This is a genomic window from Romboutsia sp. 1001285H_161024_C4, from assembly GCF_015550185.1.
In the GTDB taxonomy this organism is placed as follows: domain Bacteria; phylum Bacillota; class Clostridia; order Peptostreptococcales; family Peptostreptococcaceae; genus Romboutsia_C; species Romboutsia_C hominis.
Map to the genome: position 1 here is coordinate 254140 of NZ_JADNAJ010000001.1, position 26007 is coordinate 280146.

Sequence of the window (26007 nt, forward strand, 5' to 3'; positions counted from 1 at the left end):
AAATGAGTGGATTAGTAAGTATGAATAAACCAGATATAATAGGAAGTCAAAAAGTACCTAAAAATCAAAAAAGTCAAAAAACAGAAAATAACACTCCTATAATAATGCCGGGGGAAGAAAATAACAAAGAATTATTTTTAAAAATGCTAGTTGCTCAAATGCAAAATCAAGATCCTTTTAATCCTCAAGATCCCACTCAATATGTAACACAATTATCTCAATTTACTATGCTAGAACAGACAATGACTCTTAATCATAATATGGAACAAATGATGGGAATGACTAGTGGGTTATTAACTAATTCAGCATTAAATTCTGCGACATCTTTAATAGGTAAGGAAGTCGAAATGAATGCCACAAAATTAGATGAAAGTTCAAATAACACAAAGTCAGAAAATAAAACTATAAAAGGTATGGTAGAAGGTGTTCATATAAAAGATGGGACTGTATATATGGACGTAAAAGATAAAGATACAGGCGAAGTTGCATCTATTGAATATGCAGCTTTAATGAAAATAAATGAAAAAAATTAGAAGTTAAGGGAGATTAGTTTTATGTTAAGATCAATGTACTCAGGAATAAGCGGTATGAAAGCAAACCAAACTAAGATGGATGTTGTTGGTAATAATGTCGCGAATGTTGGAACAAGTGCATTTAAAAAAGAATCTGCAAGATTTTCTGATGCTTTAAACCAAACATTTTTATATGCAAGTGCTCCAGGTGGAGTAATTGGTGGAGTAAACCCTGGACAAGTTGGTATAGGTACTAAAGTTAGTGGTATCTTTAAAAATATGATACAGGGACCAATACAACCAACAGGAAGACCAACAGATTTAGCTATGGATGGAGATGGTTTTTTTACAGTTCAAACAGGAGTTAATCAATATGCATATACAAGAGATGGATCATTTAGTCTAGATTTAAATGGTAATTTAGTAACAGCTGATGGTTATAAAGTATTAGGAGAGGATGGAAATCCTATAGAAATACCAAAGGCAGTAGATGCAAATGGAAATCCAGCACCAGATGGAGCTAAGAATGTTAAAAAGGTATTATCTTTTAATATAGATAAGGAAGGTAAAATATCTTATTTATTAGAGGATGGTACAAAAATGCCATTAGTTGATAAAAATGGAAATATAGTTAAAGGAACACAGCAAAAACTTAAAATAGCAGTTTTTCAAAATCCAGAAGGATTAAAGTTATTAGGTGGAAATCTTTATTCAGAATCTGCAAACTCAGGACAACCGTTAAAGACAGCTGTTCATGGTCAAATTAACCAAGGAGCCATAGAAATGTCTAACGTAGATTTATCAGAAGAATTTACAGAAATGATAGTTACAACAAGAGCATTCCAAGCTTCTAGTAAAGTTATAACAACTAGTGATGAATTATTACAAGAGATAATAAACCTTAAGAGATAAAAGAGGAGAAAGATAAAGAAATGAAAAAGCTTGATATTTTAACACCAATAGGACTAGTGCTAGCTTTTGCTCTTGTAATGTTTGGAATATCTATGGGTGGGACTGGAATCAAACCATTTATAGATATGCCTTCTTTAGCAATAACATTAGGAGGATCATTTTCTGCAGTATTAGTAACATTTTCGGTTGCTGATATAAAAAAGATTCCTAAGTACTTTAAGTTATGTACAACATCAAACAATTTATACAAGATGGATTTAGTAGACCAGTTTAAAGAAATTTCTAAAAAGATAAGAAAAGATGGAGTACTAGCTATAGAAGAGGAAGTTTCGCAGATAGAAGATGAATTTTTAAAAAAAGGATTAGAATTAGTAATAGACGGTGTGGACACTGAAAGTATAAAAGAAATATTAGAAACAGAAATAGCAGAAAAAGAAGTACTTTATTCGGGTGGATCTAAAATGTTTAAAGTATGGGGATCTTATGCACCAGCATTTGGTATGGTTGGGACACTAATAGGTCTAATACAAATGCTTACAGACATGGGTTCTCCTGAAGTAATAGCAAGTGGTATGTCAAAAGCATTAATAACTACTTTTTACGGTGCATTATTCTCAAATGCAGTATTAAACCCTATAGGATTTAATATAGAGGGAAAAGGTGAAAAAGAAGTTGTATTTATGGAAATGATGATTTGTGGAATTAGCAGTATACAAAATGGAGAAAGTACAAGAGTAATAGAAGAAAAATTAATAGCATTCTTAGATGAAAAAGAAAGAGCAAAATATTATAAAAGAGAAGGAAATGAAAAGGTAGCAGATTTAGATGGCGCGTAAAAAAAAGAAAGGCGATGATGTCAATACAAATGCGTGGATGGACACATATGCCGATACAATAACTTTACTTCTTACATTTTTTATATTGCTATATTCAATGTCTGCAGTAGATACTCAAAAACTTAATGAGTTAACTGCTGCATTAAAAAATTCACTTCAAGGAAGTACAAAAGTAACTGATTTAAAAAATATAGACCAGCTAAAGGTAGCTATAGAAAAAGATGGAGATAAATTAGCATCAAAATACGAAGATTTATCTAAAAAATTAAATAAAATAATAGATGAAAAAGGTCTTAAAGATGACATAAAAGTTAGAGAAGAAGATAGGGGTATAGTATTACAATTAGGAGAAAATATATTATTTGACCCAGGAAAAGCAAATTTAAAAGAAGATAGAAAAAAAGTGTTAGATGGAATAACGAGTATAATAAAAAGCACTGATAATGACGTTTTAGTTGAAGGTCATACAGATGATGTTCCTATGCATAATAAAGAGTTTGCTTCTAACTGGGAACTATCAACTGCAAGAGCTGTAGGTGTAGTTGAATATTTCGTAGATGAGCAAAAACTAGATCCTATTAGATTCTCTGCAAAAGGATATGGAGAATTTAAACCATTAGTTAAAAATGATACACCAGAACACAGGGCAACAAATAGGAGGGTAGATATTTTAATTGTTGAGCAAAAGGAGAAGTGATAATAAACATCATGGATAATATGTTGCAATATATAATAAATTTATTGATATTTGTACCACTAATTTTAATCTTAATAGTAGTTTCTTTAAGATTAAGTAAAGCAAGTATGTCAACTATTGCAGGCAAAAAATATACTAAAGTTTTAGAAGTTACAAATTTAAAAAAAGACATAGATTTATTTGTTTTAAAGATAGGTGATGAGGGATGTGTATTAGTATCATCACCTTCTAAAGTAGATAAAATTAAGGATTTAACTAAAGAAGAAATAAATTCAATAGAAAAAATAAAAGATGATTCTGAAATAAACTTAGGGCAGTTTACTCCAAGATATAAGAAATTTAATTTTTTTGGAAATAAATCAAAATATAAAAGCCTTAAAGTAAATAAATCAGATTATAATAATTTAAATCTTAGTAAATACAAGATAGATAAATTAAACTTAAAGAGGAATAAATATGGAAGATTTCGCTAGTATGATGTTAAAAAATCAGCAACATTTAGCTCCTTTAATAAAATTATTTATAGTTTTAACATTTTTAATGTTTTTGCCAACTGTAATATTTATGATGACAAGCTTTGTTAGAATAATTATTACACTCTCATTTTTAAAATCAGCATTAGGAGCACAGCAATCTATACCTAATCAGATTTTAATTGGTATAGCCATGGCACTTACCATATTTATAATGGCACCTACTATAAGTGATATAAATAAAACTGCAATAAAACCTTATATGGAAAAAAAGGTTGAATTTAAAGAAGCTATAGAAAAAGCTGAAGTACCTGTAAGAAAATTTTTATTAAAGCAGACAAGAGAAAAAGATATAAAATTATTTTTAGAAATGTCTAATATGGATGGAAAAAAAGTCACAAGAGATGATATTCCATTATATATATTAGTCCCAGCATTTGCTATAAGTGAATTAAAAACAGCTTTTCAAATAGGATTTTTAATATATTTACCATTTTTATTAATAGATTTAGTGGTATCAAGCACACTTATGTCTATGGGGATGTTTATGCTCCCTCCGGTTATGATTTCATTACCTTTTAAATTACTATTATTTATTATGGTAGATGGATGGAATTTATTAATAAAATCTTTACTTTTAAGCTTTAAATAATGAGGAGAATATTATGAATGAAACTATGGTAATGAGTATAGTAAAAGAAGCATTATATACAAGTATGTTGGTGGGAGGCCCAATTCTTATACTATCTTTAGTTGTTGGACTACTAGTAAGTGTATTTCAAGCAACTACTCAGATTCAAGAACAAACATTAACTTTTGTACCTAAGTTGATAGTTATAGCATTAACATTAGCTTTAGGTGGAAATTGGATGTTGCAGGAACTTATAAAATTTACAACAAAAATAATGAGTATAATAGCTAATATAAAAGGATAAAAAATTGATATTTATATTTATTAGAATAATAACCTTTTTTGCTATCATAAATGTAATATTTCCTGCAGGAACACCAAATATATTTAAAGTAGTATTTTCATTATTTATGTCTACAATAATAGCTTTTTCGGTACATGTAAATGTACACATTACTACAGTTTTACAATTAATAAATTATAGTGTAGTTGAAATAGTAACAGGATTAGTATTAGGATTTATAACAAGTTTGTGTTTTAATAGCTTAAAAATTGTAGGTAGCTTAATAGATCAACAGTTAGGATTATCTATGATAAACATATATGATCCTAACTGTAAAAATCAATCAACACTTATAGAAAATATAATGTATTGGATAGGTATTTTGGTATTTTTTACTATGAACGGACATCATAGTTTAATAGAAGGAATACAACATAGCTTTGAGATAATACCTGTAGGAAAATCTATACTAATTGGAAATTTCGATTACGTAATAAATGTATTTATTGAATATTTTGCAATTGGTTTTAAAATAGCAGTTCCTATTGTACTTTGCTTAATAATAACTGAGATAATAATGGGATTAATATCAAGAAGTGTTCCACAATTTAATGTAATGGTTATAGGAATGCCAATTAAACTTTTAGTAGGAATAGCAGTTTTTATTATAGGAATGCCATTTATACTAAAAGAAATTCATAACTTATTTAATCAATTACCATCTATACTAGATGGAACTTTAAAAGTAAAGCATGGAGTGTTAAGCTCTATTGGACCTGTAGGTATGATTTTATCTTCTAGTGGTGATAAAACAGAAGAACCTACATCAAAGAAAAAGAAAGACGCTAGAAAAAAGGGTAATGTAGCTAAAAGTAAAGAAGTAACAACTGCAATAACCCTAATAGCCATATTATTTATAATTGGTACAATGTCAAATTATATGATATCAGATTTTAAAAATAATATAATACATTATTTAAGTAATAATTTTAAATTTAATATGGATTATAACATATTACACACTTTGACAGTAAATTTAATAATTTCATTTATGAAGTTATTTTTACCAATAGGATTGATAATAATTGTATTTTCTGTAATAGGAAATGTTATGCAAACAGGGTTTATGTTTAACTTTGAGAGCATTAAGCCAAAATTTTCAAAACTTAATCCAATAAATGGATTTAAAAATATGTTTTCTATGAAATCTGTAGGAATGTTGATAAAAAGTATAGTTGTAATAGCTGTACTTTTTGAAATAGGATACAGTTTTATGAAAAAAAATTTCGAATTAATAATGAACAGTGGAGACATACATCTTCCATACCTTATATACACTATAGTAAATATAATAAAAGATTTACTAATAAATATAGTTTTAGCAGTAGTAATAATAGCAGTAATTGATTTTGTATATCAAAAGTATAGTTACAGAAAAAGTCTAAAAATGACTAAACAGGAAGTAAAAGAGGAATTTAAGCAAGTTGAAGGAGATCCTCATATAAAAGGAAAGATAAAACAAAGACAAAGAGAAATGGCTAGTAAGAGAATGATGCAAGCTGTTCCATCAGCTACCGTAATAGTAACAAATCCAACACACATATCTATAGCAATAAGGTATGAAAGAGGAAAAGATACAACTCCTATAGTTGTTGCAAAAGGAGCTGATGTAGTAGCATTTAAAATAAGAGAAATAGCCAAGGAACATGATATACCTATTTTAGAAAATAAACCTCTAGCAAGACTTATATATAAAGAGGTAGAAATAGATCAAGAAATACCAGAAGAAATGTATCAAGCAGTAGCAGAAGTATTAGTGGCTGTTTATAAAATTAAAAATAAATACAAATAGTTAAAAAGAGGTCATAGATGGAAAAACTAGATTTGAAGAAAAGATTTGATATAATAGTAGGATTTGGAATAATCGGCATTGTTTTAATGATAATAATACCACTACCTCCATTTCTATTGGATGTAATGCTAACATTAAATATAGCATTTTCATTACTAATATTATTACTTACACTTTTTTCAACTAATATATTACAACTATCAATATTTCCTACTATATTGCTTGTTACAACCTTATTTAGACTAGCTCTAAATATATCATCTACAAGACTTATATTAGGGCAAGGTTATGCAGGAAATGTAATAGAATCATTTGGAAGTTTCGTTGTAGGTGGCAATTATGTAGTTGGAGTAATAATATTTTTAATTATAATAATTATTCAGTTTATAGTCATAACAAATGGTTCAAGTAGAGTCTCTGAAGTTTCAGCAAGATTTACTCTTGATGCCATGCCAGGTAAACAAATGAGTATAGATGCTGATTTAAACTCAGGTACAATAGATGAAAAAACGGCAAGAATTAGAAGAAGAGAATTACAACAAGAAGCAGATTTCTATGGAGCTATGGATGGAGCATCTAAATTCGTAAAGGGAGATGCTATAGCAGGTATAATAATAACAACTATAAATGTATTAGGTGGAATTATTATAGGTATTATAATGCTTGGGATGAGTTTTTCAGAATCTGTGCAAACATATATTAGACTTACAATAGGAGATGGTCTAGTTAGTCAAATACCAGCACTATTAATATCTACATCAGCAGGTATATTAGTAACTAGATCAGACTCAGATGAAAGTTTTGGAAATTTACTAGGAAAACAATTAATATCTATACCAAAAGCTATAGGAATGACAGGAATAGTTCTTATAGTATTAGGTTTTTTACCAGGGCTTCCAAAACTATCATTTTTCTCATTAGGTATAGGAGCAGTAGGAATTTCGTTTTTATTAAATAAAGCAGAAAAAGAAAAAGAAGCAGAATCTTATGACTTAGAATATAAAGAAGAAGATGCTCAAGCTAGTTTAGAAAACGCAGAAGATGTATCTAAGTTAATAAATGTAGAACCTATAGAAGTAGAAATAGGATATGGTCTAATTCCCCTAGTAGATGAAAGTAATGGAGGAGACTTACTACAAAGAATTGTATCAGTAAGAAGACAATGTGCTATTGATATGGGTATAATAGTTCAACCAATAAGAATAAGAGATAATTTACAGCTAAATTCAAATCAATATAGTATAAAAATAAAAGGAATTGCAGTAGCAACATATGATTTAATGCCATCTATGTTACTTTGTATGAATCCAATGGGAATAGATTCAAGTATAGAAGGTATACAAACAAAAGAACCTACATTTGGCCTTGATGCTTTATGGATAAATAAAGATAAAGCAGAAGAAGCAGAATTATATGGGTTTACAGTTGTAGATCCTACTACAATTTTAGTAACACATCTATTAGAAGTTATAAAGTCGAAGTCTCATGAACTTTTAGGACGACAAGAAGTTAAAGAAATAATAGATGAAACAAAAGAAAGATATAGTGCTGTTGTTGAAGAGCTAATTCCGGATTTAATGACATTAGGTGAAATTCAAAAGGTATTTAAAAACCTTCTTAAAGAAAAAATTGCTATAAAAGATAGAGTAACTATTTTAGAAACTTTGGCAGATAATGCAAGAAATACTAAAGATATAGAACTTTTAACCGAATATGTAAGAATGGCAATGAGTAGAAGCATATGCTCGGAATTAATAGATGAGGATAACTCTATTACAGTAGCTACATTATCTATGGAAATAGAAAATTTAATCGGAAATAATCTTCAAAGGTCAGTAAATGGAACATATCCAGCTATAGACCCAGACACTACTAATAAAATATTTAATAGTATACAAATGACAATAGAAGAAATTAACTTTACGAATAACAGACCAGTATTACTGGTATCACCAAAGATAAGAGCACCTTTTAGAAAATTAGTTGAGATTGTATTTCCAAATGTCTCAGTACTATCTCTTAATGAAGTTCCAAGTGATATTCAGATAAAAGCTCAAGGTGTAGTAAATATATAATATGGAGGAATGTAATAATGAAGTCACATCAACAAGAAGAACTTATAATTAGTAATATGCCTCTTGTTAAGCATATTGCATCAAAATACTATACGAGCAAAATGGGAATGGAATATGAAGATTTAGTTAGTTATGGAGTCATGGGACTTATAGACGCAACTAATAAGTTTGATGAAAGTAGAGGAGTGAAATTTTCAACTTATGCATCTATAAGAATATCATCTTATATAATTGATGAAATAAGAAAATACTCACCTATATCTAGAATGTATATGAGCAAAATAAAAGAATATAATAAGGCTGTAGAAATTTTGCAAAATAAATTTTTTAGAAAACCAACTATAGATGAAATAGCAAATCATATGGGTGTTAGTAAAAATGAAATTAATGATATAAATGTAAAAATGTTAGATTTAAACAACGTATATCTTGATAATGTAATTTTTGATGATGAAAATGAAGTTAAGCTTATAGATACTTTAAAAGAAAAAGAAGAGTTATCTCCGACACATTTAGTTGAAAAAGATGAGCTACAAGAAATAATGGCAAAGGCTATAGATACCCTTAATGAAAAAGATAGGCTTGTTTTATCTTTATACTATTATGAGGAATTAACATTAAAAGAAATAGGATTAATATTAGGGGTTTCTGAGTCTAGAGTATCCCAATTAAATAGTAGAGCCATAAAGAATTTAAAGTTAGCTATGAAAAAGTTAAAATATATAGACTAATTGGAGGGAGAAAAAATGATAAGAGGATTATATACGTCTGTATCTGCCATGATGGCATTAGAAGCTAAACAAAGTATTGTTACAAATAATTTAGCCAATGTAAATACTGTAGGTTATAAAGAAGATACTTTAGTTGAGAAAAGTTTTGATGAAATTATGCTATCAAATAATGACAATTACATAAATGGAATTGCTCATAAACAAAAGCTAGGTGGATTAAGCTTTGGTACAAGAATAGATGAGAATGCTACAAATCATAAACAAGGTGCACATATTTCAACTGAAAACAATACTGACTTTGCTATAGATGGTGATGGATTTTTCAAGGTATTAGATCATAATAATAAAACATTTTATACGAGAAACGGATCTTTTAATATTGATAATCAAGGGTATTTAGTAACAAAATCAGGGGATTATGTACTTGGAACAAACAGAAATACAAATAATTCAGAGCCTATATATGTCGGACATGGAAAGCTAGTTATAAATCCAGATAATAGTATAAGCATAGATGGTAATAAAATGTATGATTTTAATATAGTTAAGTTTGATAATAAACATGATTTAACAAAGAGTGGAAATAATCTATATAATGGTAAAAATGAAATAAAAACCAATAATATAAAGATCAAACAAGGGTATTTAGAAGGTTCAAATGTTGATAGTATAGGTACAATGTCATCATTAATGGAGACTGTAAAACTATTTGAAGCAAATCAAAAAGTTATTCAAACGATAGATTCTACTCTTAGTAAAGTCGCAAATGAAATTGGAACAGTAAGATAAGGGAGATAAAATATGTACAATATAATGAAAAATAGCGTATCTGCAATGTCTGCAAGTCAAGGGAAAATAGAGGTAACTTCAAATAATATGGTGAATGTGCAGACTACAGGGTATAAGAAATTAGACATTGGTTTTTTAGATTTGTATAATGAAACATTAGATAGAAGCTACTATCCACACAATAATAATAACAATACTGGTACTGGAGTAAAAGTATCTCAATCTTTTAGAAACTTATCCCAAGGAGCAATAAAGGATACAGGAATAAAAAGTAATTTAGCTATAGATGGAGATGGATTTTTTAGAGTTATAAATCCAAATGGTACATTTAGTTATACTAGAAATGGAGAATTTAATGTAGATTCAAATGGTGATTTAGTTGATGATAAGGGAAATAAATTAGATATACAAGTTATAAATGGAAATGATGTTGATTTATCAAAAGGAGAAGTAAGCATAAATAAGTTGGGAGAAATATTTGTAGATAAAGAAGAAGTTGGTAAGATAAATTTATATAAAGTACAAGGCGATAAAGATTTTATTCCTGCAGGTGATAATTTATTTAATTTAAGAGATGGCGCTAAAATTGAGTTAGTAACTAATTCAAATATACTACAAGGATATGTGGAAATGTCTAATGTAAATATGGAAACTGAAATGACAGACTTAATCATAGCTCAGAGAAGTTTCCAATTTAATAGTAAGGGGCTACAAGCTACTGATGATATGTGGAGTATGATAAATAATCTACAAAGTAGATAAATTTTTATAGAAAGGAGTTAGTATTCTAAAATGTATAATTATATATTTTAGATATATACAGTTTATGGAACAAAATGTAAAAACATATGATTTTAAAAAACCACAAAGATATTCAACTGATAACATGAGATTTTTATCTGTTATATCTGAAGACTATTGCAAAAATACAAATTTATTTTTAGCATATGAGTTAAAAAGACCTAATATAACTTGCAAGGTTGAAAAAGTAGAACAAACAAATTATGAAGAATTTATTAACTCAATAAGTCCAAAATCAGTTATCGTAGAACATGCAATACAACCACTAGTAAAGGATCTTATTTATCAAATTGATAAATCTGTAGCATTAACATACATAGATTTAATGCTAGGTGGAGATGGAGTATTTGAAAATTATGAAAGAGATTTAACAGAAATTGATAAGCAATTAATTTTTCATTTATGCACAAAATTGTTAACTAGGTTATATATAGTTGAGACTTGTAAATCAAGAGAAGTATTAAGAGTACATTCAAATGCAGGTGCTAGTAAAAAGTATCCAGTAAGTGAATCAGTACTTATAGCTCATATGAAAATGATGTATGGAGACAAAGAAATCGGAAAAATGCGCTTTTGCAACCCTTATAGTTGCATGGAACCAATATTAGATCAACTAGAAACGAAGATATTATTTAGAAATAAGAATATAGAGTATGATTTTGAATTTACAAATGCAATTTATAACAATGTTTGTGGTGCAAATGTAGATATAGTAGCTAGACTAGGTGAAACAAATATAAGTGTTGAGGATTTATTAAACTTACAAGTTGGTGATATTTTATCACTAGATACAAAAGTAGCAGGAGATTTAGATTTGTATGTTGCAGGGGCTAAAGCATTTAAGTGTAAACCTGGACTTATAAAAAATAAAAAAGGTGTTATAATAACAAACTCTATAAGAAAGGAAGGGTAGAATATGAGTGAAAAATTTGATAGAGTATTAGATATAGAATTAAAAGTTAGTGCTATACTTGGAAGAACTAAGATGTCTTTAAAAGATATATTTGAGTTATCTAAAGGATCTTTAATAGAATTAGATACATTCGAAGATCAAGAAGTAGAAATATATGTAAATGGAAGAAAAATAGGTTATGGACAAGTTGTAGTAGTAGATAGAAATTTCGGTATAAGAATAACAAGTATATTAGGAGAAGAAGAATTAGTAAAAACTTTAAGCTAAGAACCTATATAGTAAAGGATGGTTAGCAGCACATGGCAAAAATATTAAAAAGTAAATACAGCAGTACGGGGGAAAGGTGTGTAGATGCTTGTTTAAATTATGGGATGCTAAGATATGTAAATGAAGATGGATCACCAGTTAATATAGAGATACCTTTTGATAAATATGAGGAAGCTATAAGTGATTTTCAAGATAGGATTAAAGAAGGTATAGCTCAAAAGGATATGAATCCTAAAGCAATATTAAAAAGAGGTACTATAAGTTATAATCAAGCTAAAGAATTAGCTATAGATGGAAAAATTAAAGGTTTAGATTTTTTTGAGATAGATGGAAGTGTAGAATGTGAACACATACTTGGCATATCAGGAAGTATAGAGTATGCACTATCTATTTGGAATGGAGAAAGTAAGATTGAAGCTTTAGAAAAAGCAGTAATTAGGTCTATAAAAGTTTATGGTGAAGACTTTATATATGGGATAACTCTAGATGAAGACTCAGATGAAGTTGAGTACTTAAAATTTGCAAAGAGTATATTTTCAATAGAAAATCTAATGGATGTAGAATTATATAAATCTAAAAACTATAGTATAGATAATGAAATTGAAGAAAATGATTTAAATCCAAAACATAAGATTTTTAAAAGTTTAGATTTACCACTAGGTTTTTTAGGTGGATTACTAGGGTTTATGATTGTACAGATTGCTACTAATTTTGGAGAAAATATTTCAAATGAAATAGTATATTTATTATTAAATGCTATTACAATGTCTATAGTTGCTTTTATTATGATAAAAAGTATAAACTTTATCACGAAAAAATATGTAAAAAATAGTACATCATCCATAATGGAATTATTCGATGAAGAATTAGAAAAAGTTAGCTATGAAAATTTATTGACTGAAAAAGAAGTAAAACTTATACTAAAAAACATTACAAAGGGTGAAGTTACTAAACTTCTTATGGATATGAAGGGGAGTGTAAATAAGAAAGTATCTAGTAATACTCTTGTAACCAAGGAAACTAAGTTTGTATTAGATTCAAGACGTGTAATAATATTACCTAGTGAATATGAAATAATTCAAACCCTTACTTTACTTTTAAATGAACATAAAAGTAAGAGATCTAAAGACTACAGTATAAAAAAAATATAAAAATAAAGCATATGAGTCTATTATAAATATATTAAATAGCTTCATATGCTTTATTTTTATATATTAAATATAAAAAAATATTTAATATATAAAGTATTTGTTTTTTATCCGTATAAATAGAATATAAAATTTATTCATATTATGTAATTATTAAAAACATAATATATAAAATCTAAAGTATTAAATTAAGTATCCGTATAAAATATATGTTAAATGTATTTAATATATTTGGTATGTTTATTAAAGGTATATTTAGGATTTAGCGTGCACGAACTTCAAGAATTAATATTAATGAAATATAAACTAATAACATAGAATCATATATTAATATAATCAAAGCTCAAAATTTTATAAGGAATTAAAATAGTTTATATACTTATGTATAATTTTAAAATCTATATTATCTAATATGAATTATAGGGAGACGATTATGAGAAAGTTTAAAGATTTAAAAATAGGTAGAAAACTTGCAATATCATTTATAATTGTATTACTACTTGCTACATTTTCAAGTATATATACAATATCGAAATTAAAAGAAGCGGAAGAGTTAAATTCTCAGCTATTTAATGGACCGTATGTAGGAACTAATGAAACTATGGGTATACGTAGGGATTTAGTTTCTGCCGGAAGAAATACAGTTAATATCGTACTTAGACAAAAGCCTGATGTTTACTTCCAAAAGGCAAAAGAAAATTTTGACAGTATAAACAATAGAATAGATAAAATATCTAAAACATTTACAGGAGATAAAAGTGATCTTGAAGAGGTTAGAACTGCTGTAAATAATTATAAATTAGAGTGTCAAAATATTTATGATGTGGCAAGAACTGGTGATTACAAAAAAGCTATGGAAATGAGTGATGAAAATACTCCATTTTATAATGATTATAACAAAGCTGTAGATCTTGCTGTAAAGTTAAACGAAGGATCTAACCAAAGAGGTATTGAATTTAATAAAAACATCCATGAAACAGTAAAAAATGCAATAATTGCATCTGTAGCCGTAAGTGTATTAACTATAGTTGTCGGTCTTGCTATATCAATTTATATAACAAAATCTTTAACAAAGCCAATTGAAGAAATAGAAGAAGCTTCAAATAAAATGGCAAATGGAGATTTTGATATAAATATAGAATACGAATCAAAAGATGAATTAGGTTTATTATCTGAAAGTATGCGTCATATGAGTAAAGAAGTAAAATCAATAGTAGATGACACTGTTTGTGTACTAGGAGAACTTGCTAAAGGTAACTTTAATGTTGAAACTAATGTTGAATATATAGGCGTATTTAAAGATATAGAAAAGTCTGTTACAAGAATAAGTAATGATTTAAGTGAAACAATAGCACAAATAAATGCAGCTGCAGAAGAAGTTGAAGCAGCATCAAATCAAGTTTCAAGTGGATCACAAATGTTAGCTCAAGGTGCTACAGAACAAGCAAGTGCTATACAAGAATTATCAGCAACAATAATAGAAATATCAGATAAGATAAAAGAAACAGCTGACAATGCAAGAAATGCTAACTCATTAACTAACAGTTCTGCAAAACAAGTTCAAGAAGGTAATGAACAAATGAAACAAATGGTAAATGCTATGGAAGAAATATCATTTACGTCTAACGAAATAAGCAGAATTATAAAAACTATAGACGATATAGCATTCCAAACAAATATACTAGCACTTAATGCTGCTGTTGAGGCTGCTAGAGCAGGTTCTGCAGGTAAAGGATTTGCTGTAGTTGCAGATGAAGTAAGAAATCTAGCTGCTAAATCAGCAGAAGCTGCAAAGAACACAGCTACATTAATTGAAAATTCTATGGAAGCTGTAAATAAAGGAACTGAAATAGTTGATAATACAGCACAATCTCTTCAAAAGATAATAGATACAACAAACAGAACTACTGTTATAGTAAATGATATAGCTAAAACATCAGAAGAAGAAGCTGTTGCTATAGCTCAAGTTACATTAGGTGTTGAACAAATTTCTGAAGTGGTGCAAACAAATTCAGCAACTTCAGAAGAAAGTGCTGCAGCAAGTGAAGAATTAAGTGGTCAAGCACAAATGTTAAAATCACTTATTGAAAACTTTAGATTAAAAGATGTAAATGGTTCAAATAGATCAATAAACTTTAATACTGACGAAGCTAGCTATTTTGAAATGAATGAGTTTTAGTAAAAAATAATATATCATAAATTATGATTTAAAAAATGGAAGCTTTTAGCTTCCATTTTTAAAAGTTAGTTTTAAAGGAGTTATCTTATTTAATAAAGGAGAGAAATATGAGTGGAGTAGATTCTTTAAATGAATTTTATGTGCATGAAAATATGCAGTTATTAGAACAATTGGAAGAGATTTTACTTGCAGGTCAATCAGAAAATGGGAAGTTAGATAAAGAGCATATAGAAGAAATTTTCCGAGCGATGCATACTATTAAAGGTTCGTCTGCAATGATGGGGTATGATAGTTTAACAAAACTAACTCATAGTGTAGAAGACATATTTGATGCAATACGTAATGGGTTAGAACTTTCAAGTAATCAGTGGGATGAAGTTGTTGATCTTGTTTTAGCGAGTATAGATTTCTTGAAAGAAGAAATGTTAAATATTCAAGATGGTCTTCTTCCAGAAGCAAGTATTGAAGAACTACATGATAAGGCAATTAATTTTTTAAAAAGTGCAACAAATAAAGAAGATGATATAGATAATAAATCAAATGAAAATATACAAGAGTTAGCGGAAAATAAAGAAGAAAAAATTACAGCTAAAAATAGTAATGAAAATTATTTATGTGCAAAAGTATTCTTTGAAAAAGGATGTGCAATGGAAAGCATAAGGGCTTTAGGTGTACTAACAATATTACAAAGTCTATGCTCTGAAGTAAAGCATATACCACAAGATTTAGATTCAGACTGTGATGATGTAATAATTAAAGACGGATTTGTATTATATATGAGAACAGTTCAGGAACAATCATTAATAGAAGAAGCTATAAAAGATACAATGTTTTTAGATAAATACGAAATACATAGACTAAATGATGAAGAGTTAGAAAGTGTATTTGGAATAATTGCTCCAAAAGAAGAAATAAAGGAAGAAAAAAATTGTGATATTAATGAAGAAATAATAGAAGCTCCAAAAGAAGAAAGTGCAGAGGTAGTAGAAGAGTCAAAAGAACAAAGTACAAATATAATAGAGGAAAAACAAGCACAAGTTCAAAAGAAAGATAAAAAAGAAGAACAAAATCAAGGTCATGCACATAGTAAAAATAGCTATCTAACAGTAAATATTAATAAAATAGATACATTAATGAACCTTGTTGGAGAAATAGTTACTACAGAGTCAATGGTAGAAAAGCAATCTCAAGTAGAAAACTTTGACAGAGATAGCTTTGAAAAACAAGCTAGAAGGCTTCACCAATTAACTAATGAATTACAAGATGTTGTAATGTCTATGCGTATGGTTCCAATATCTTCAACCTTTACTAAAATGCAAAGAGTTGTAAGAGATATGAGTAGAAAAACTGGAAAATTAGTAGACTTAGTTTTAATAGGAGAGCAAACAGAAGTAGATAGAAACATATTAGAAAATATTTCAGATCCTTTAATGCACATGATTAGAAATAGTATGGATCATGGTATTGAAACTTTGGAAGAACGTAAAAATACAACTAAGCCAGAAAGAGCTACTGTAACATTAGAAGCTAAAAATACTGGTGGAGATGTTGTAATAATAATTAAAGATGATGGTAGAGGTTTAAATAAAGAAACTATAGTAAAAAAAGCTATTGAAAAAGGAATAACAACTAAAAGTATAGATGAAATAAGTGACAAAGAAGCATATAACTTTATAATGGCACCAGGCTTTTCAACAAAAGAAGCAGTAAGTGAATACTCTGGAAGAGGAGTAGGTATGGATGTTGTATATACCAATATACGTAAGTTAAGAGGCTCAATAAGTATTGATAGCGAGCCAGGAAATGGTACAACATTTATACTTAGAATTCCTTTAACATTAGCGATAGTAGATGGAATGAAGGTAAATATAGGGGATCAAATTTATATTATACCAGCTCTAAGTATAAAAGAAGTATTTAGACAAGGAGACTATGAAATAGTTAAAAATCCTAATGGGCAAGAACATAGCATTATAAGAGGAAATTGCTATGAAATAGTAAGGGTTTCTAATGTATTAGGTATTAACTCTGAGAAAAATGATGAAGGTATTATGATATTAGTAGAGTCTGAAATGGGAAATGTGTGTATCATAGTAGATGGAATTTTAGGTCAACAACAAGTGGTTATAAAGCCAATACCGACTTTACTTACTCAATTTGACAAAGTTCAATCTTATATGTCAGGATGCTCTATTTTAGAAGATGGCTCAATTAGTTTAATACTTGATGTAAATGCAATAATACACAAGTAATTTAGTTATCTAAGGAGAGATATCTATGGAAGGTAGTAAAAAAATAAAAGTTTTAGTAATAGATGACTCTATGGTATTTAGAAGAGTAGTGTCAACTAGATTACGAGAATATTCAGGTATAGAAGTTGTAGGAACAGCTAAAGATTCTTTTGAAGCAAAAGACAAAGTAATACAACTTAAGCCAGATGTATTAACTTTAGATATAGAAATGCCAGGTATAAATGGTATTGAGTTTTTAAAAATACTAATGGAACAACATCCAGTACCAACTATTGTAATAAGTGGAGCAGATGGAAGATGCTTCGAAGCTATAGATGCAGGAGCAGTAGGATTTGTTGGAAAGCCTACTGCAGATACGATGAACCAGTTTTTTGATGATTTATCGACAAAAATAAAGGAAGCATCTATTGCAAAATTAGACAAGAAAACAAAAGTTCAATCTAGTATTATACAAAATAAACGTAAGTTATTAGAAAATAATATAGTAAGAAAAAATGATAAAGATATAATTGCCATAGGAGCTTCTATGGGAGGTGTTGAGGCAGTAGAAAAGTTATTAAAACAACTACCACTAGGATTGCCACCAATTGTAATAACACAACATATGCCACCAATATTTACAAAAAAATATGCAGAAAGATTAGATAGAGGGTGCGTATTAAAAGTAAAAGAAGGTGAAGATGGAGAAGAACTATTAAGTGGACATGCTTATATTGCCCCAGGAGCATTACAGATGGGAATTATAAAAAGAAATGGAAAATATATCTTAGATATAAAAAAAGGCCAAAAGATTAGTGGTCATTGTCCGTCAGTAGATTATTTATTTATGTCCGTTGCAAAGCAAGCAAAGGATAATTCAATAGGAGTTATTTTAACGGGTATGGGGTCAGATGGAGCAAGAGGACTTTTAAGTATAAAAAATGAAGGCGGATATACCATAGGACAAGATAAAAACTCTTGTGTTGTATATGGTATGCCTATGGTTGCTAAGAAAATTGGAGCAGTGCTAAAAGAAGCATCTTTAGATATGATGCCAAATATTATATTAAATCAGTTAAAAAGAAGACAATTAACATCGAAAGTAAAAGGATAGTTGGAGGATAATATATATGAAATTTGAATGTGATAAATTAAATGTATTTCGAGAGATAAGTAATATAGGATCAGGAAATGCATCTAATTCATTGGCAGTTATGTTAAATGAGTTAGTAGATATAGGTATTCCTAAAAGTGATATGGTAGGTTTTTCTGATATAACAGATAGCTATGAATCACCAGAGGAGTTAGTTGTTGGAACGGTACTTCAACTATCAGGAGATATGGAAGGTTTTATTATGGTGATAATGAAGGTAGATTCTGCATTCAATTTATTATCTAGACTTACAGGAAGTAAAATAGATTGCGATAGAAATGATTATAATAAAGTTTGTGAAACATTATCTTCTATTGGTGAAGTTTGTAATATACTTTGTGGAACGTATTTAACAGCAATTTCGGATATGACAAATTTAAATGTAACTCCTTCTATTCCATATTTTAGTGTAGATATGGTCATGGCTATTATGAATTTACCAATGTCATTATATGGGCCTGTATTTGATTCTATACTTTGTATAGAAACAGACTTTTTCACGGAAGATCATGAAATAGAAGGAAAATATTATTTCCTACCAAAGGCTGAATCATGTGATAAATTATTAGCATCACTAGGATTTAATGTTTAGGAGATAAAAAATGAAAAATATAACGGTTGGTATAGCCGATTTTAATATTGTTAAGGCTCCAGACCAAATTACGACTATTGGATTAGGATCATGTTGTGGAATAGTATTATATGACGAAACAAAAAAGATAGCAGGTTTAGTTCATATTTTATTATCAGATTCAAAGAATGAGAGACAAGTTGTAAATAAAGCTAAATATGCAGATACTGGAATAAGTTTACTGTATGAAGAAATGAAAAAATCAGGAGCAAATCCAATGTTTATAAAAGCTAAAATAGCGGGTGGAGCTCACATGTTTACTTTTAAAAACGCAGATAGTAGTATATTTACTATTGGAGAAAAAAATGTAAAGGCATGTAAAGAAACATTAAAAAAATTACATATACCTATTGTATCTGAAGATGTTTTAGGAACATGTGGTAGAACTATTACTTTTGATGTATTAACAAGTAAACTAAAAATCAAAAGTGTAGGAAAAGGTGAAAAAGTCATTTAAAAAGGAGGATGCCTTATATATGAGCACAAATGATGAAATAATAGATAATAAAATTGATGATTTATGTATGGTATTTATTATAGATAATCAAAAATATGCTTTATCATCAAAATATATTACAGAAATTATTGAAATGCTACCTATAACTAAAGTTCCATTTATACCTGAATATATAAAAGGAATTATAAACTTAAGAAGTAATATAATACCTGTTATGGATGCAAGAATGAGATTTGGAATTAGTCCAAAAGAATATGATGAGAGAACTTGCATAATAATAATTGAAAATAATGATGAAAAAATAGGTTTAATTGTAGATGCAGTAAATGAGGTTATTCATATTCCTGATGGTCAAAGTATGAAAATGGATTCAAATGATAGTGATGATAAGCCTAATTTTATAAAGGGAGTTAGCGAAATAAATAATGAAGTTCAATTAATACTAGATTGTGATTCATTAGTAAAAATTGTAGAGGATATAGATTATGCACTTAACAGATAAAGATTTCATAAGACTAAAGAACTTTATGTATAATAATTATGGGATAAATCTTGACAAAAAAAGGACCCTGATAGAAACTAGATTAGGTCTTATGGTAAAAAGATTAGGCTTTAGAGATTTTAAGAGTTACATAGACAATTTAACGCAAGATAAAAGTGGAGAACAAGCAGCAGTTTTAGTAGAAAAGTTAACTACAAACTTTACATATTTTATGCGTGAGGAACAACATTATGAATTTTTAAGGGATGAAGTTTTAACACATGCTTTAAAAAAACCTCCAATAGGAGGAGTTAAAATTTGGTCAGCAGCTTCATCTACTGGAGAAGAACCTTATTGTATAGCCATGTTAGCTCAACAAATGATGTCTAAAAATCCTAGGTTAAAAGTTTCTGTAACTGCATCTGATATATCAAATAATGTCTTAAATCAAGCTAAAATGGGGATTTATTCACAAGACAAAATAGCTAAACTACCACCAGCATGGATTAAGAGCTTTTTTAGGAAATTAAATGATAGAAATTATAAAATTACAGATAATGTAAGAAACATAGTAGAATTTAAATACTTTAACTTAAATGACAATATAGGCTGGAATCATTCTAAGTATGATGTCATATTTTGTAGAAATGTTATGATTTATTTTGATAATCCTACAAAGCAAAAATTATGTAAGAAATTATATGATTCATTAAAACCAGGAGGATACCTGATAATAGGTATGTCAGAAAATTTATCTAATCTACAAACTGACTTTGAAAGAGTGAGACCATCTGTATATAGAAAAAATTTATAACAAGTAATTGGAGGAAAAAATATGAAAAGAGTATTAATAGTTGATGATGCAGCATTTATGCGTATGTCTATACGTAATATGCTTGAAAATAATGGATTTGAGATAGTTGGAGAAGCTGAAAATGGAGTAATGGCAATTGAAAAATATAAAGAATTACAGCCAGAAGTTGTTACTATGGATATAACTATGCCTGAAATGGATGGATTAGAAGCACTAAGAGAAATAAAGAAAATTGATCCATCTGCCTCAGTTGTAATGGTATCTGCATTAGGACAAGAGGCAAGAATGAAAGAAGCTATAATATATGGAGCAAAAGGGTTTATAGTAAAGCCTTTTAAGGAAGAGATTATAGTATCTGCTTTATCTAAAATATAATTTAATTTATATGAAAATATAGAAGGATAAAAAATAGTTAGCAATATTGCTAACTATTTTTTATTACTTTCCTCATAAGAAGAAATATTGGGGGAGTAGTAAAAGCTGGAGCAATTATTGGTGATAATATTTCTCCAAGTTTAAATACATTTACAAGTATTACTATAACTCCCATATTTAATATATACTCAAATATATATATTAAAATTGAATAGAAAAATTTTTTATAAGAATATTTCTTTTCTTTAAAAGTATATTTACTATTTAATATATAAGATGCTGTTATACTAATAACACTAGTTATAGTATAGGCTAATAGGTAGTGAAGTTTAAAGTAAAGAAACAAAGTAAGATATATACCTTGAGATATTACAAAATTGCTTATACCTATTACATTGAATTTTATATATTCGATTATTTTATGTCTGTACTTTTTTAATATTGTTGACATATATACACTCCTAAGATGAAAGACATAAACTTATAATAATATTATTTGAGCATAAATTCAATTTATTCTTCATTATAAGTATTTACTAGTTCAAAATTTAATATGGATTTATACTGATTATAAACGACTGTCTTTTCTTCTAGTTTCAAGTTTTATAAAAAATTCAATTATCTAACCAACAGGAATTCCCATCAATATAACATTTACACCAAAGAAATTAGAAAATAAATATCAAGCAGGTATCCTTACGATCTATAAAGATATCATAGAGCTTATAAGAGCAAACTTAGAGTAATCATCTCACTTTAGCACTAAATAATATAATTAGAACAAGCATCAAAAGCAGCCATAGAAGCTACACTGTAGATATTAACCCAAGATTGTATGTTTATATCTTCAAAGCCAAATAACATTTGCCAAATACCGCTATGTTTACATATTTTGTAATAAAATCTTAAGAATTAGATTAAGAAATTTTTAAGATTTATACTCTATTATATATTTGTAAGGTAGGAAATGAATTTATATTATTAATATTTAAAGGATGTGAAATTATTGTATAATATTAAAGAAAATAATAAAGAAGGTGAAAGTTTATATGTACAATATATTAGTAGTGGATGATGATAAAGAAATTGTTGAGTCAATAGATATATATCTAAAAAATGAAGGTTATAAAATATACAAAGCTTATAATGGATTAGATGCATTAGATATTATAGCAAATGAAAAAATACATCTTATTTTGATGGATATAATGATGCCAAAATTAGATGGTATAAAAGCTACTATAAAAATAAGAGAAGAAAAAAATATACCTATAATATTAATATCAGCAAAAAGTGAAGATACAGATAAGATACTTGGACTTAATATTGGTGCAGATGATTACATAACAAAACCATTTAATTTACTAGAACTTGTAGCTAGAGTAAAGTCAAGCCTTAGAAGGTATGTTAATTTAGGAACTTATAAAAATGAAGATAAAGAAGTAATAAAAAGTGGAGAACTTTCTATGAATCTATTGACAAAGGAAGTCTTAGTAGAAGGAGAGAATGTTAAACTAACACCAATTGAATTTAATATATTAAGGCTTTTATTATCTAATAAGGGAATAGTATTTTCAATTGATGAAATATACGAGAAAGTATGGAAGGAACAAAGTTTTAATGCGGAAAATACCGTAGCAGTTCACATAAGGAGAATAAGAGAAAAAATAGAAATAAATCCTAGAGAACCAAAATATTTAAAGGTGGTGTGGGGAGTTGGATATAAAGTTGAAAAGCTTTAGTGGTAAAATTGTAAAAAATAAAAGTTTAGTGTTTAATTTAATACTTATACTAACTATATTTATGGTTACACAAATAATAGGAATAATAACATGTTTTAAATTTTTTAGCCAAAATTTATTTATGATATTAGCTAATTTATCATTTATAAATTTTGTTATATATAAAATAATGAGAAAACTATCTATATTATAGGTAATAATTTAAATAAATTGAGATGAGGGATAAATTTGAAAAAAAATAGATTAAAGAATGTATTCTTAATGTTATCTATGATTTCATTATCAATATTACTTACAGTAATACCAACGACATATTCAATCTATAGTCAAAATATGGGGCTATGGACAAGTTATATGCATAAGGATAAGCAAATACTAGAAACAGATTTTTATAAAAGTAATGTATTTGAATTTAATGTACTTAGACCTATTTTGTATTGGATGGGGGAAAGTGTATCAGATGTAGATTCAAATATAAGTAATTATATAAATGAAAATACATATTATGAGGATGTTAGCAGTGGTATTGATGAAAAAGGAAATGAAATATATGAACAAAAAGAAGTAAAACCTACTAAAGAAGAAGCTAAAAAGGCTCTTTTAAATAAGATTAATTATGGTAGAAATCAATTAAAGCAAATACACAATATTAAATTTATGGTTAAAAACACTAAAACTAATGAGTATTATACTAATACAGGATATAAGACATTTGATGAATTTGATAAAAATATAGATGAATATACAAATATAAAAATAGACAAAAATAATTCAAATAGAAGTTACATAAAAACAATAAATAAAAAAGTATCAGAAAATCCAACCCATTATATAGAGGGTAAGTTATTAGATGCTACACCAGAAGAAAATTTAGAAGTACATATGTCTTTTCCTAAATTATTATCTAATGTAGAAATTTCAGATAAGGTATATAATGAGTATCACCAATATACACAAACTATAAAAGAAGTGTATATATGTTTAATTTTAATGATTGTAAATATAATTGTATTTATTATATCAGCAGTTACATATAAAAAAATAAAAATAAATGAAGACCATGATGAAGGCATATTAACTAAGTTATCAAACAAAGTACCAATAGATATTATACTATGGTTAATGGCTATAGACTTTTTATTATATGTACCATTTTCACTTTCTTATTATCAAGGTTATAGGTATATGATAGAAAAAATATGTGCAGTAATAGGAGCATATCTACTTATATATGCAGCTTACACTATAAATAGAAGAAGCAAAAAATATGATAAAAAAATATATATATTAAAAGAAACTATTGTATATAAACTATATAAAATATTAAAAAATACTGTTATCAGTGCGTTAAAAGCATCTAAAGAAATACCTTTAATAAAAAGAATAATAATAGTATCAATAGGTATAACATTTATAGGTGGGGTAGTGTCAGTCTTATTGTATGAACTTATCTATAATGAGGTTATGCTTTTAGTTGGAATACCTATGTCTATGATTTTATTTACCTTATATATAGTTAAAAAATTAGCTTATTTAAGTAATATAATAGAAGGAACTTCTAGAATAAAAAATGGAGAATTAGATTACAAAATAGATTTATTGGGAAATGATAGTTTCACTAATTTAGCAGAAAATATTAATAATATTGGAGAAGGACTAGAAAAATCAATAGAAACTCAATTAAGAAGTGAGAGAATGAAATCAGAACTTATAACTAATGTAAGTCATGATTTAAAGACCCCACTTACATCTATAATAAATTATATAGAGCTAATAAAAAAAGAAGACGTAACCCCAGAACATGTAAATGATTATATAAAAGTATTAGACCAAAAGTCTAAGAGGTTAAAAATATTAATCGAAGATTTGTTTGAAGCTAGTAAAGCAAGTAGTGGAAATTTAGAGCTTAATATGGAAAATATAGATATAGTACAGCTACTTAGACAAAGTATAGGAGAAATGGAAGAAAAATTAACAAATTCTAACTTAGATATAAGATTAAAATTGAGTAGTGAAAAAATTAATATATATGCAGATGGTAGAAGAATGTATAGAGTATTTGAAAACTTATTATCAAATATATCAAAGTACTCACTACCTAGTACAAGAGTATATATAGATTTATTAGAGTCTGATGAAAGTGTAATCATTACTATGAAAAATATATCTTCATATGAACTTAACTTTGATGCCACAGAGATAACAGAAAGATTTAAAAGAGCAGATGAGTCAAGAAACACAGAAGGTAGTGGACTGGGACTTGCTATAAGCAAAGATTTAGTAAATCTTCAAGGTGGTAAGTTTAGTGTAGAAATAGATGGTGATTTATTTAAATCTATATTAGTCTTTCCTAAGATAGATAAATAAGTATTACTTTAATATTTATAAAAAGCTATATTTTGTTGTTTATATAGTTAATATAAAGGTATAAATATATTAACAAATACTAAAAATAATATAGGTTTATATAAATAATTAGGAGGTAATTATAATGAAAGTAACATTTCAAGGAGCACCATTAACATTAAAAGGAAAACAATTAAAAGTTGGAGATAAAGCTCCTGACTTTACAGTTATAGACAATGAATTAAACCCATTAAAATTAGATGATACTAAAGGAAAAAGAGTATTTTTATCTGTTCCATCAATAGATACACCAGTTTGTGATATGGAAGTAAGAAGATTTAATACAGAGGCCTCAAAATTAAACAACGTTACAGTATATACAATATCAATGGATTTACCATTTGCACAAGCTAGATGGTGTGGTGCAGCTGGTATAGAAAATGTAAAGACTATATCAGATTATAAAGATAGAGAATTTGGGAAAAATTATGGAGTATACATAAATGAATTAGGTCTTTTATCAAGAGCAGTGTTTGTAGTTGATGAAGATGATAAAATTATATATGTAGAATATCTAGAAGAAATAACTGAAGAACCAAATTATGATAAGGTTTTAGACGTATTAAAATAAATAAAAAAGCAGTATACATAAATTTATGTATACTGCTTTTTTATTTA

Annotated in this window: 28 protein-coding genes; 27 read left to right on the top strand and 1 reads right to left on the bottom strand. The window is 27.6% G+C overall.

From position 1 onward, the window contains the following. Positions 1–2 precede the first annotated feature (2 nt). The 23 genes from I1959_RS01340 (at position 3) to I1959_RS01450 (ending at position 21241) form a co-directional block, all read left to right on the top strand. Positions 3–533 carry a flagellar hook assembly protein FlgD gene (locus I1959_RS01340; protein ID WP_195236883.1) on the top strand — a complete coding sequence of 177 codons (531 nt, stop codon included), beginning with the start codon at positions 3–5 and terminating at the stop codon, positions 531–533. A 21-nt stretch (positions 534–554) separates the two neighbouring features. After that, entirely contained in the window at positions 555–1424 is an 870-nt protein-coding gene (locus I1959_RS01345; RefSeq protein WP_166505001.1) for a flagellar hook-basal body complex protein, read from the top strand. Positions 1425–1444: 20 nt separating this feature from the next. Then, a complete protein-coding gene (locus tag I1959_RS01350) occupies positions 1445–2260 on the top strand; it encodes a motility protein A (RefSeq protein ID WP_092926871.1) in 816 nt (271 codons plus the stop codon). After that, positions 2250–2957, top strand: a complete 708-nt coding sequence (locus I1959_RS01355; protein WP_195236884.1) for an OmpA family protein — start codon at positions 2250–2252, stop codon at positions 2955–2957. The genes I1959_RS01350 and I1959_RS01355 overlap by 11 nt, the downstream gene beginning before the upstream one ends. Positions 2958–2968: 11 nt before the next feature. Continuing rightward, positions 2969–3430 (top strand): FliO/MopB family protein, encoded by a 462-nt coding sequence (locus I1959_RS01360; protein WP_195236885.1) that lies wholly within the window; start codon positions 2969–2971, stop codon positions 3428–3430. After that, positions 3414–4082, top strand: a complete 669-nt coding sequence (gene fliP / locus I1959_RS01365) for a flagellar type III secretion system pore protein FliP (RefSeq protein ID WP_092926865.1) — start codon at positions 3414–3416, stop codon at positions 4080–4082. Before I1959_RS01360 ends, fliP begins: the two co-directional genes overlap by 17 nt. A 13-nt stretch (positions 4083–4095) precedes the next feature. Continuing rightward, the gene (gene fliQ / locus I1959_RS01370; protein ID WP_092926863.1) at positions 4096–4365 is read left to right on the top strand and encodes a flagellar biosynthesis protein FliQ; all 270 of its coding nucleotides are present in this window, start codon (positions 4096–4098) and stop codon (positions 4363–4365) included. Between the two features lie 4 nt (positions 4366–4369). Next, entirely contained in the window at positions 4370–6196 is a 1827-nt protein-coding gene (locus tag I1959_RS01375; RefSeq protein WP_195236886.1) for a fused FliR family export protein/FlhB family type III secretion system protein, read from the top strand. Between the two features lie 17 nt (positions 6197–6213). Beyond that, complete coding sequence (flhA, locus tag I1959_RS01380; protein ID WP_195236887.1) at positions 6214–8271, top strand: flagellar biosynthesis protein FlhA; 2058 nt, start codon at positions 6214–6216, stop codon at positions 8269–8271. A gap of 17 nt (positions 8272–8288) precedes the next feature. After that, positions 8289–9002: a sigma-70 family RNA polymerase sigma factor gene (locus I1959_RS01385; RefSeq protein ID WP_092926857.1), complete on the top strand. Its 714-nt coding sequence runs from the start codon at positions 8289–8291 to the stop codon at positions 9000–9002. A 15-nt stretch (positions 9003–9017) separates the two neighbouring features. Next, positions 9018–9791 carry a flagellar hook-basal body complex protein gene (locus I1959_RS01390; RefSeq protein ID WP_166505006.1) on the top strand — a complete coding sequence of 258 codons (774 nt, stop codon included), beginning with the start codon at positions 9018–9020 and terminating at the stop codon, positions 9789–9791. A 12-nt stretch (positions 9792–9803) separates the two neighbouring features. After that, positions 9804–10553, top strand: a complete 750-nt coding sequence (locus tag I1959_RS01395; protein WP_092926853.1) for a flagellar hook-basal body complex protein — start codon at positions 9804–9806, stop codon at positions 10551–10553. Between the two features lie 64 nt (positions 10554–10617). Beyond that, a complete protein-coding gene (locus I1959_RS01400) occupies positions 10618–11505 on the top strand; it encodes a flagellar motor switch protein FliM (RefSeq protein WP_092926851.1) in 888 nt (295 codons plus the stop codon). Positions 11506–11508: 3 nt separating this feature from the next. Further along, entirely contained in the window at positions 11509–11772 is a 264-nt protein-coding gene (gene fliN / locus I1959_RS01405; RefSeq protein ID WP_092926849.1) for a flagellar motor switch protein FliN, read from the top strand. A 32-nt stretch (positions 11773–11804) separates the two neighbouring features. Next, positions 11805–12923, top strand: a complete 1119-nt coding sequence (locus I1959_RS01410) for a hypothetical protein (protein WP_195236888.1) — start codon at positions 11805–11807, stop codon at positions 12921–12923. Positions 12924–13353: 430 nt separating this feature from the next. Next, positions 13354–15099, top strand: a complete 1746-nt coding sequence (locus I1959_RS01415; RefSeq protein ID WP_243239963.1) for a methyl-accepting chemotaxis protein — start codon at positions 13354–13356, stop codon at positions 15097–15099. 107 nt (positions 15100–15206) lie between these two features. After that, complete coding sequence (locus tag I1959_RS01420; RefSeq protein WP_166505009.1) at positions 15207–17351, top strand: chemotaxis protein CheA; 2145 nt, start codon at positions 15207–15209, stop codon at positions 17349–17351. 25 nt (positions 17352–17376) lie between these two features. Further along, the gene (locus I1959_RS01425; RefSeq protein WP_166505010.1) at positions 17377–18444 is read left to right on the top strand and encodes a protein-glutamate methylesterase/protein-glutamine glutaminase; all 1068 of its coding nucleotides are present in this window, start codon (positions 17377–17379) and stop codon (positions 18442–18444) included. 16 nt (positions 18445–18460) lie between these two features. Continuing rightward, positions 18461–19075: a chemotaxis protein CheC gene (locus tag I1959_RS01430; RefSeq protein WP_195236889.1), complete on the top strand. Its 615-nt coding sequence runs from the start codon at positions 18461–18463 to the stop codon at positions 19073–19075. A gap of 10 nt (positions 19076–19085) precedes the next feature. Beyond that, a complete protein-coding gene (locus I1959_RS01435; protein WP_166505011.1) occupies positions 19086–19571 on the top strand; it encodes a chemotaxis protein CheD in 486 nt (161 codons plus the stop codon). 19 nt (positions 19572–19590) lie between these two features. Continuing rightward, a complete protein-coding gene (locus I1959_RS01440) occupies positions 19591–20073 on the top strand; it encodes a chemotaxis protein CheW (protein WP_092926842.1) in 483 nt (160 codons plus the stop codon). Beyond that, positions 20057–20866 (top strand): CheR family methyltransferase, encoded by an 810-nt coding sequence (locus tag I1959_RS01445; protein WP_195236890.1) that lies wholly within the window; start codon positions 20057–20059, stop codon positions 20864–20866. The genes I1959_RS01440 and I1959_RS01445 overlap by 17 nt, the downstream gene beginning before the upstream one ends. A 21-nt stretch (positions 20867–20887) precedes the next feature. Further along, a complete protein-coding gene (locus I1959_RS01450) occupies positions 20888–21241 on the top strand; it encodes a response regulator (RefSeq protein WP_092926840.1) in 354 nt (117 codons plus the stop codon). A gap of 49 nt (positions 21242–21290) precedes the next feature. Here the strand turns inward: I1959_RS01450 and I1959_RS01455 are convergent, their stop codons facing one another. Further along, positions 21291–21692 (bottom strand): GtrA family protein, encoded by a 402-nt coding sequence (locus I1959_RS01455; RefSeq protein ID WP_195236891.1) that lies wholly within the window; start codon positions 21690–21692, stop codon positions 21291–21293. A gap of 598 nt (positions 21693–22290) precedes the next feature. Here I1959_RS01455 and I1959_RS01460 point away from each other — a divergent pair. From I1959_RS01460 to tpx, 4 genes are all read left to right on the top strand, one after another. Further along, positions 22291–22983: a response regulator transcription factor gene (locus I1959_RS01460; protein ID WP_195236892.1), complete on the top strand. Its 693-nt coding sequence runs from the start codon at positions 22291–22293 to the stop codon at positions 22981–22983. Continuing rightward, positions 22958–23176 (top strand): hypothetical protein, encoded by a 219-nt coding sequence (locus tag I1959_RS01465; protein WP_195236893.1) that lies wholly within the window; start codon positions 22958–22960, stop codon positions 23174–23176. The genes I1959_RS01460 and I1959_RS01465 overlap by 26 nt, the downstream gene beginning before the upstream one ends. A gap of 35 nt (positions 23177–23211) precedes the next feature. Next, positions 23212–25350, top strand: a complete 2139-nt coding sequence (locus tag I1959_RS01470) for a sensor histidine kinase (RefSeq protein WP_195236894.1) — start codon at positions 23212–23214, stop codon at positions 25348–25350. Between the two features lie 124 nt (positions 25351–25474). Next, positions 25475–25960, top strand: a complete 486-nt coding sequence (gene tpx / locus I1959_RS01475) for a thiol peroxidase (RefSeq protein WP_195236895.1) — start codon at positions 25475–25477, stop codon at positions 25958–25960. Positions 25961–26007: the final 47 nt, after the last annotated feature.

What these genes read in the sequence shown, in the direction of transcription:
- I1959_RS01350 (WP_092926871.1), top strand. Translation starts at nt 1,445, where the DNA reads ATGAAAAAGCTTGATATTTTAACACCAATAGGACTAGTGCTAGCTTTT.
- I1959_RS01355 (WP_195236884.1), top strand. Translation starts at nt 2,250, where the DNA reads ATGGCGCGTAAAAAAAAGAAAGGCGATGATGTCAATACAAATGCGTGG.
- I1959_RS01430 (WP_195236889.1), top strand. Translation starts at nt 18,461, where the DNA reads ATGAAATTTGAATGTGATAAATTAAATGTATTTCGAGAGATAAGTAAT.
- I1959_RS01420 (WP_166505009.1), top strand. Translation starts at nt 15,207, where the DNA reads ATGAGTGGAGTAGATTCTTTAAATGAATTTTATGTGCATGAAAATATG.
- I1959_RS01445 (WP_195236890.1), top strand. Translation starts at nt 20,057, where the DNA reads ATGCACTTAACAGATAAAGATTTCATAAGACTAAAGAACTTTATGTAT.
- I1959_RS01345 (WP_166505001.1), top strand. Translation starts at nt 555, where the DNA reads ATGTTAAGATCAATGTACTCAGGAATAAGCGGTATGAAAGCAAACCAA.
- flhA (WP_195236887.1), top strand. Translation starts at nt 6,214, where the DNA reads ATGGAAAAACTAGATTTGAAGAAAAGATTTGATATAATAGTAGGATTT.
- fliQ (WP_092926863.1), top strand. Translation starts at nt 4,096, where the DNA reads ATGAATGAAACTATGGTAATGAGTATAGTAAAAGAAGCATTATATACA.
- I1959_RS01455 (WP_195236891.1), bottom strand. Translation starts at nt 21,692, where the DNA reads ATGTCAACAATATTAAAAAAGTACAGACATAAAATAATCGAATATATA.
- I1959_RS01395 (WP_092926853.1), top strand. Translation starts at nt 9,804, where the DNA reads ATGTACAATATAATGAAAAATAGCGTATCTGCAATGTCTGCAAGTCAA.
- I1959_RS01415 (WP_243239963.1), top strand. Translation starts at nt 13,354, where the DNA reads ATGAGAAAGTTTAAAGATTTAAAAATAGGTAGAAAACTTGCAATATCA.
- I1959_RS01450 (WP_092926840.1), top strand. Translation starts at nt 20,888, where the DNA reads ATGAAAAGAGTATTAATAGTTGATGATGCAGCATTTATGCGTATGTCT.
- fliN (WP_092926849.1), top strand. Translation starts at nt 11,509, where the DNA reads ATGAGTGAAAAATTTGATAGAGTATTAGATATAGAATTAAAAGTTAGT.
- tpx (WP_195236895.1), top strand. Translation starts at nt 25,475, where the DNA reads ATGAAAGTAACATTTCAAGGAGCACCATTAACATTAAAAGGAAAACAA.
- I1959_RS01440 (WP_092926842.1), top strand. Translation starts at nt 19,591, where the DNA reads ATGAGCACAAATGATGAAATAATAGATAATAAAATTGATGATTTATGT.
- I1959_RS01460 (WP_195236892.1), top strand. Translation starts at nt 22,291, where the DNA reads ATGTACAATATATTAGTAGTGGATGATGATAAAGAAATTGTTGAGTCA.
- I1959_RS01400 (WP_092926851.1), top strand. Translation starts at nt 10,618, where the DNA reads ATGGAACAAAATGTAAAAACATATGATTTTAAAAAACCACAAAGATAT.
- I1959_RS01425 (WP_166505010.1), top strand. Translation starts at nt 17,377, where the DNA reads ATGGAAGGTAGTAAAAAAATAAAAGTTTTAGTAATAGATGACTCTATG.
- I1959_RS01435 (WP_166505011.1), top strand. Translation starts at nt 19,086, where the DNA reads ATGAAAAATATAACGGTTGGTATAGCCGATTTTAATATTGTTAAGGCT.
- I1959_RS01360 (WP_195236885.1), top strand. Translation starts at nt 2,969, where the DNA reads ATGGATAATATGTTGCAATATATAATAAATTTATTGATATTTGTACCA.
- I1959_RS01390 (WP_166505006.1), top strand. Translation starts at nt 9,018, where the DNA reads ATGATAAGAGGATTATATACGTCTGTATCTGCCATGATGGCATTAGAA.
- I1959_RS01340 (WP_195236883.1), top strand. Translation starts at nt 3, where the DNA reads ATGAGTGGATTAGTAAGTATGAATAAACCAGATATAATAGGAAGTCAA.
- I1959_RS01385 (WP_092926857.1), top strand. Translation starts at nt 8,289, where the DNA reads ATGAAGTCACATCAACAAGAAGAACTTATAATTAGTAATATGCCTCTT.
- fliP (WP_092926865.1), top strand. Translation starts at nt 3,414, where the DNA reads ATGGAAGATTTCGCTAGTATGATGTTAAAAAATCAGCAACATTTAGCT.
- I1959_RS01410 (WP_195236888.1), top strand. Translation starts at nt 11,805, where the DNA reads ATGGCAAAAATATTAAAAAGTAAATACAGCAGTACGGGGGAAAGGTGT.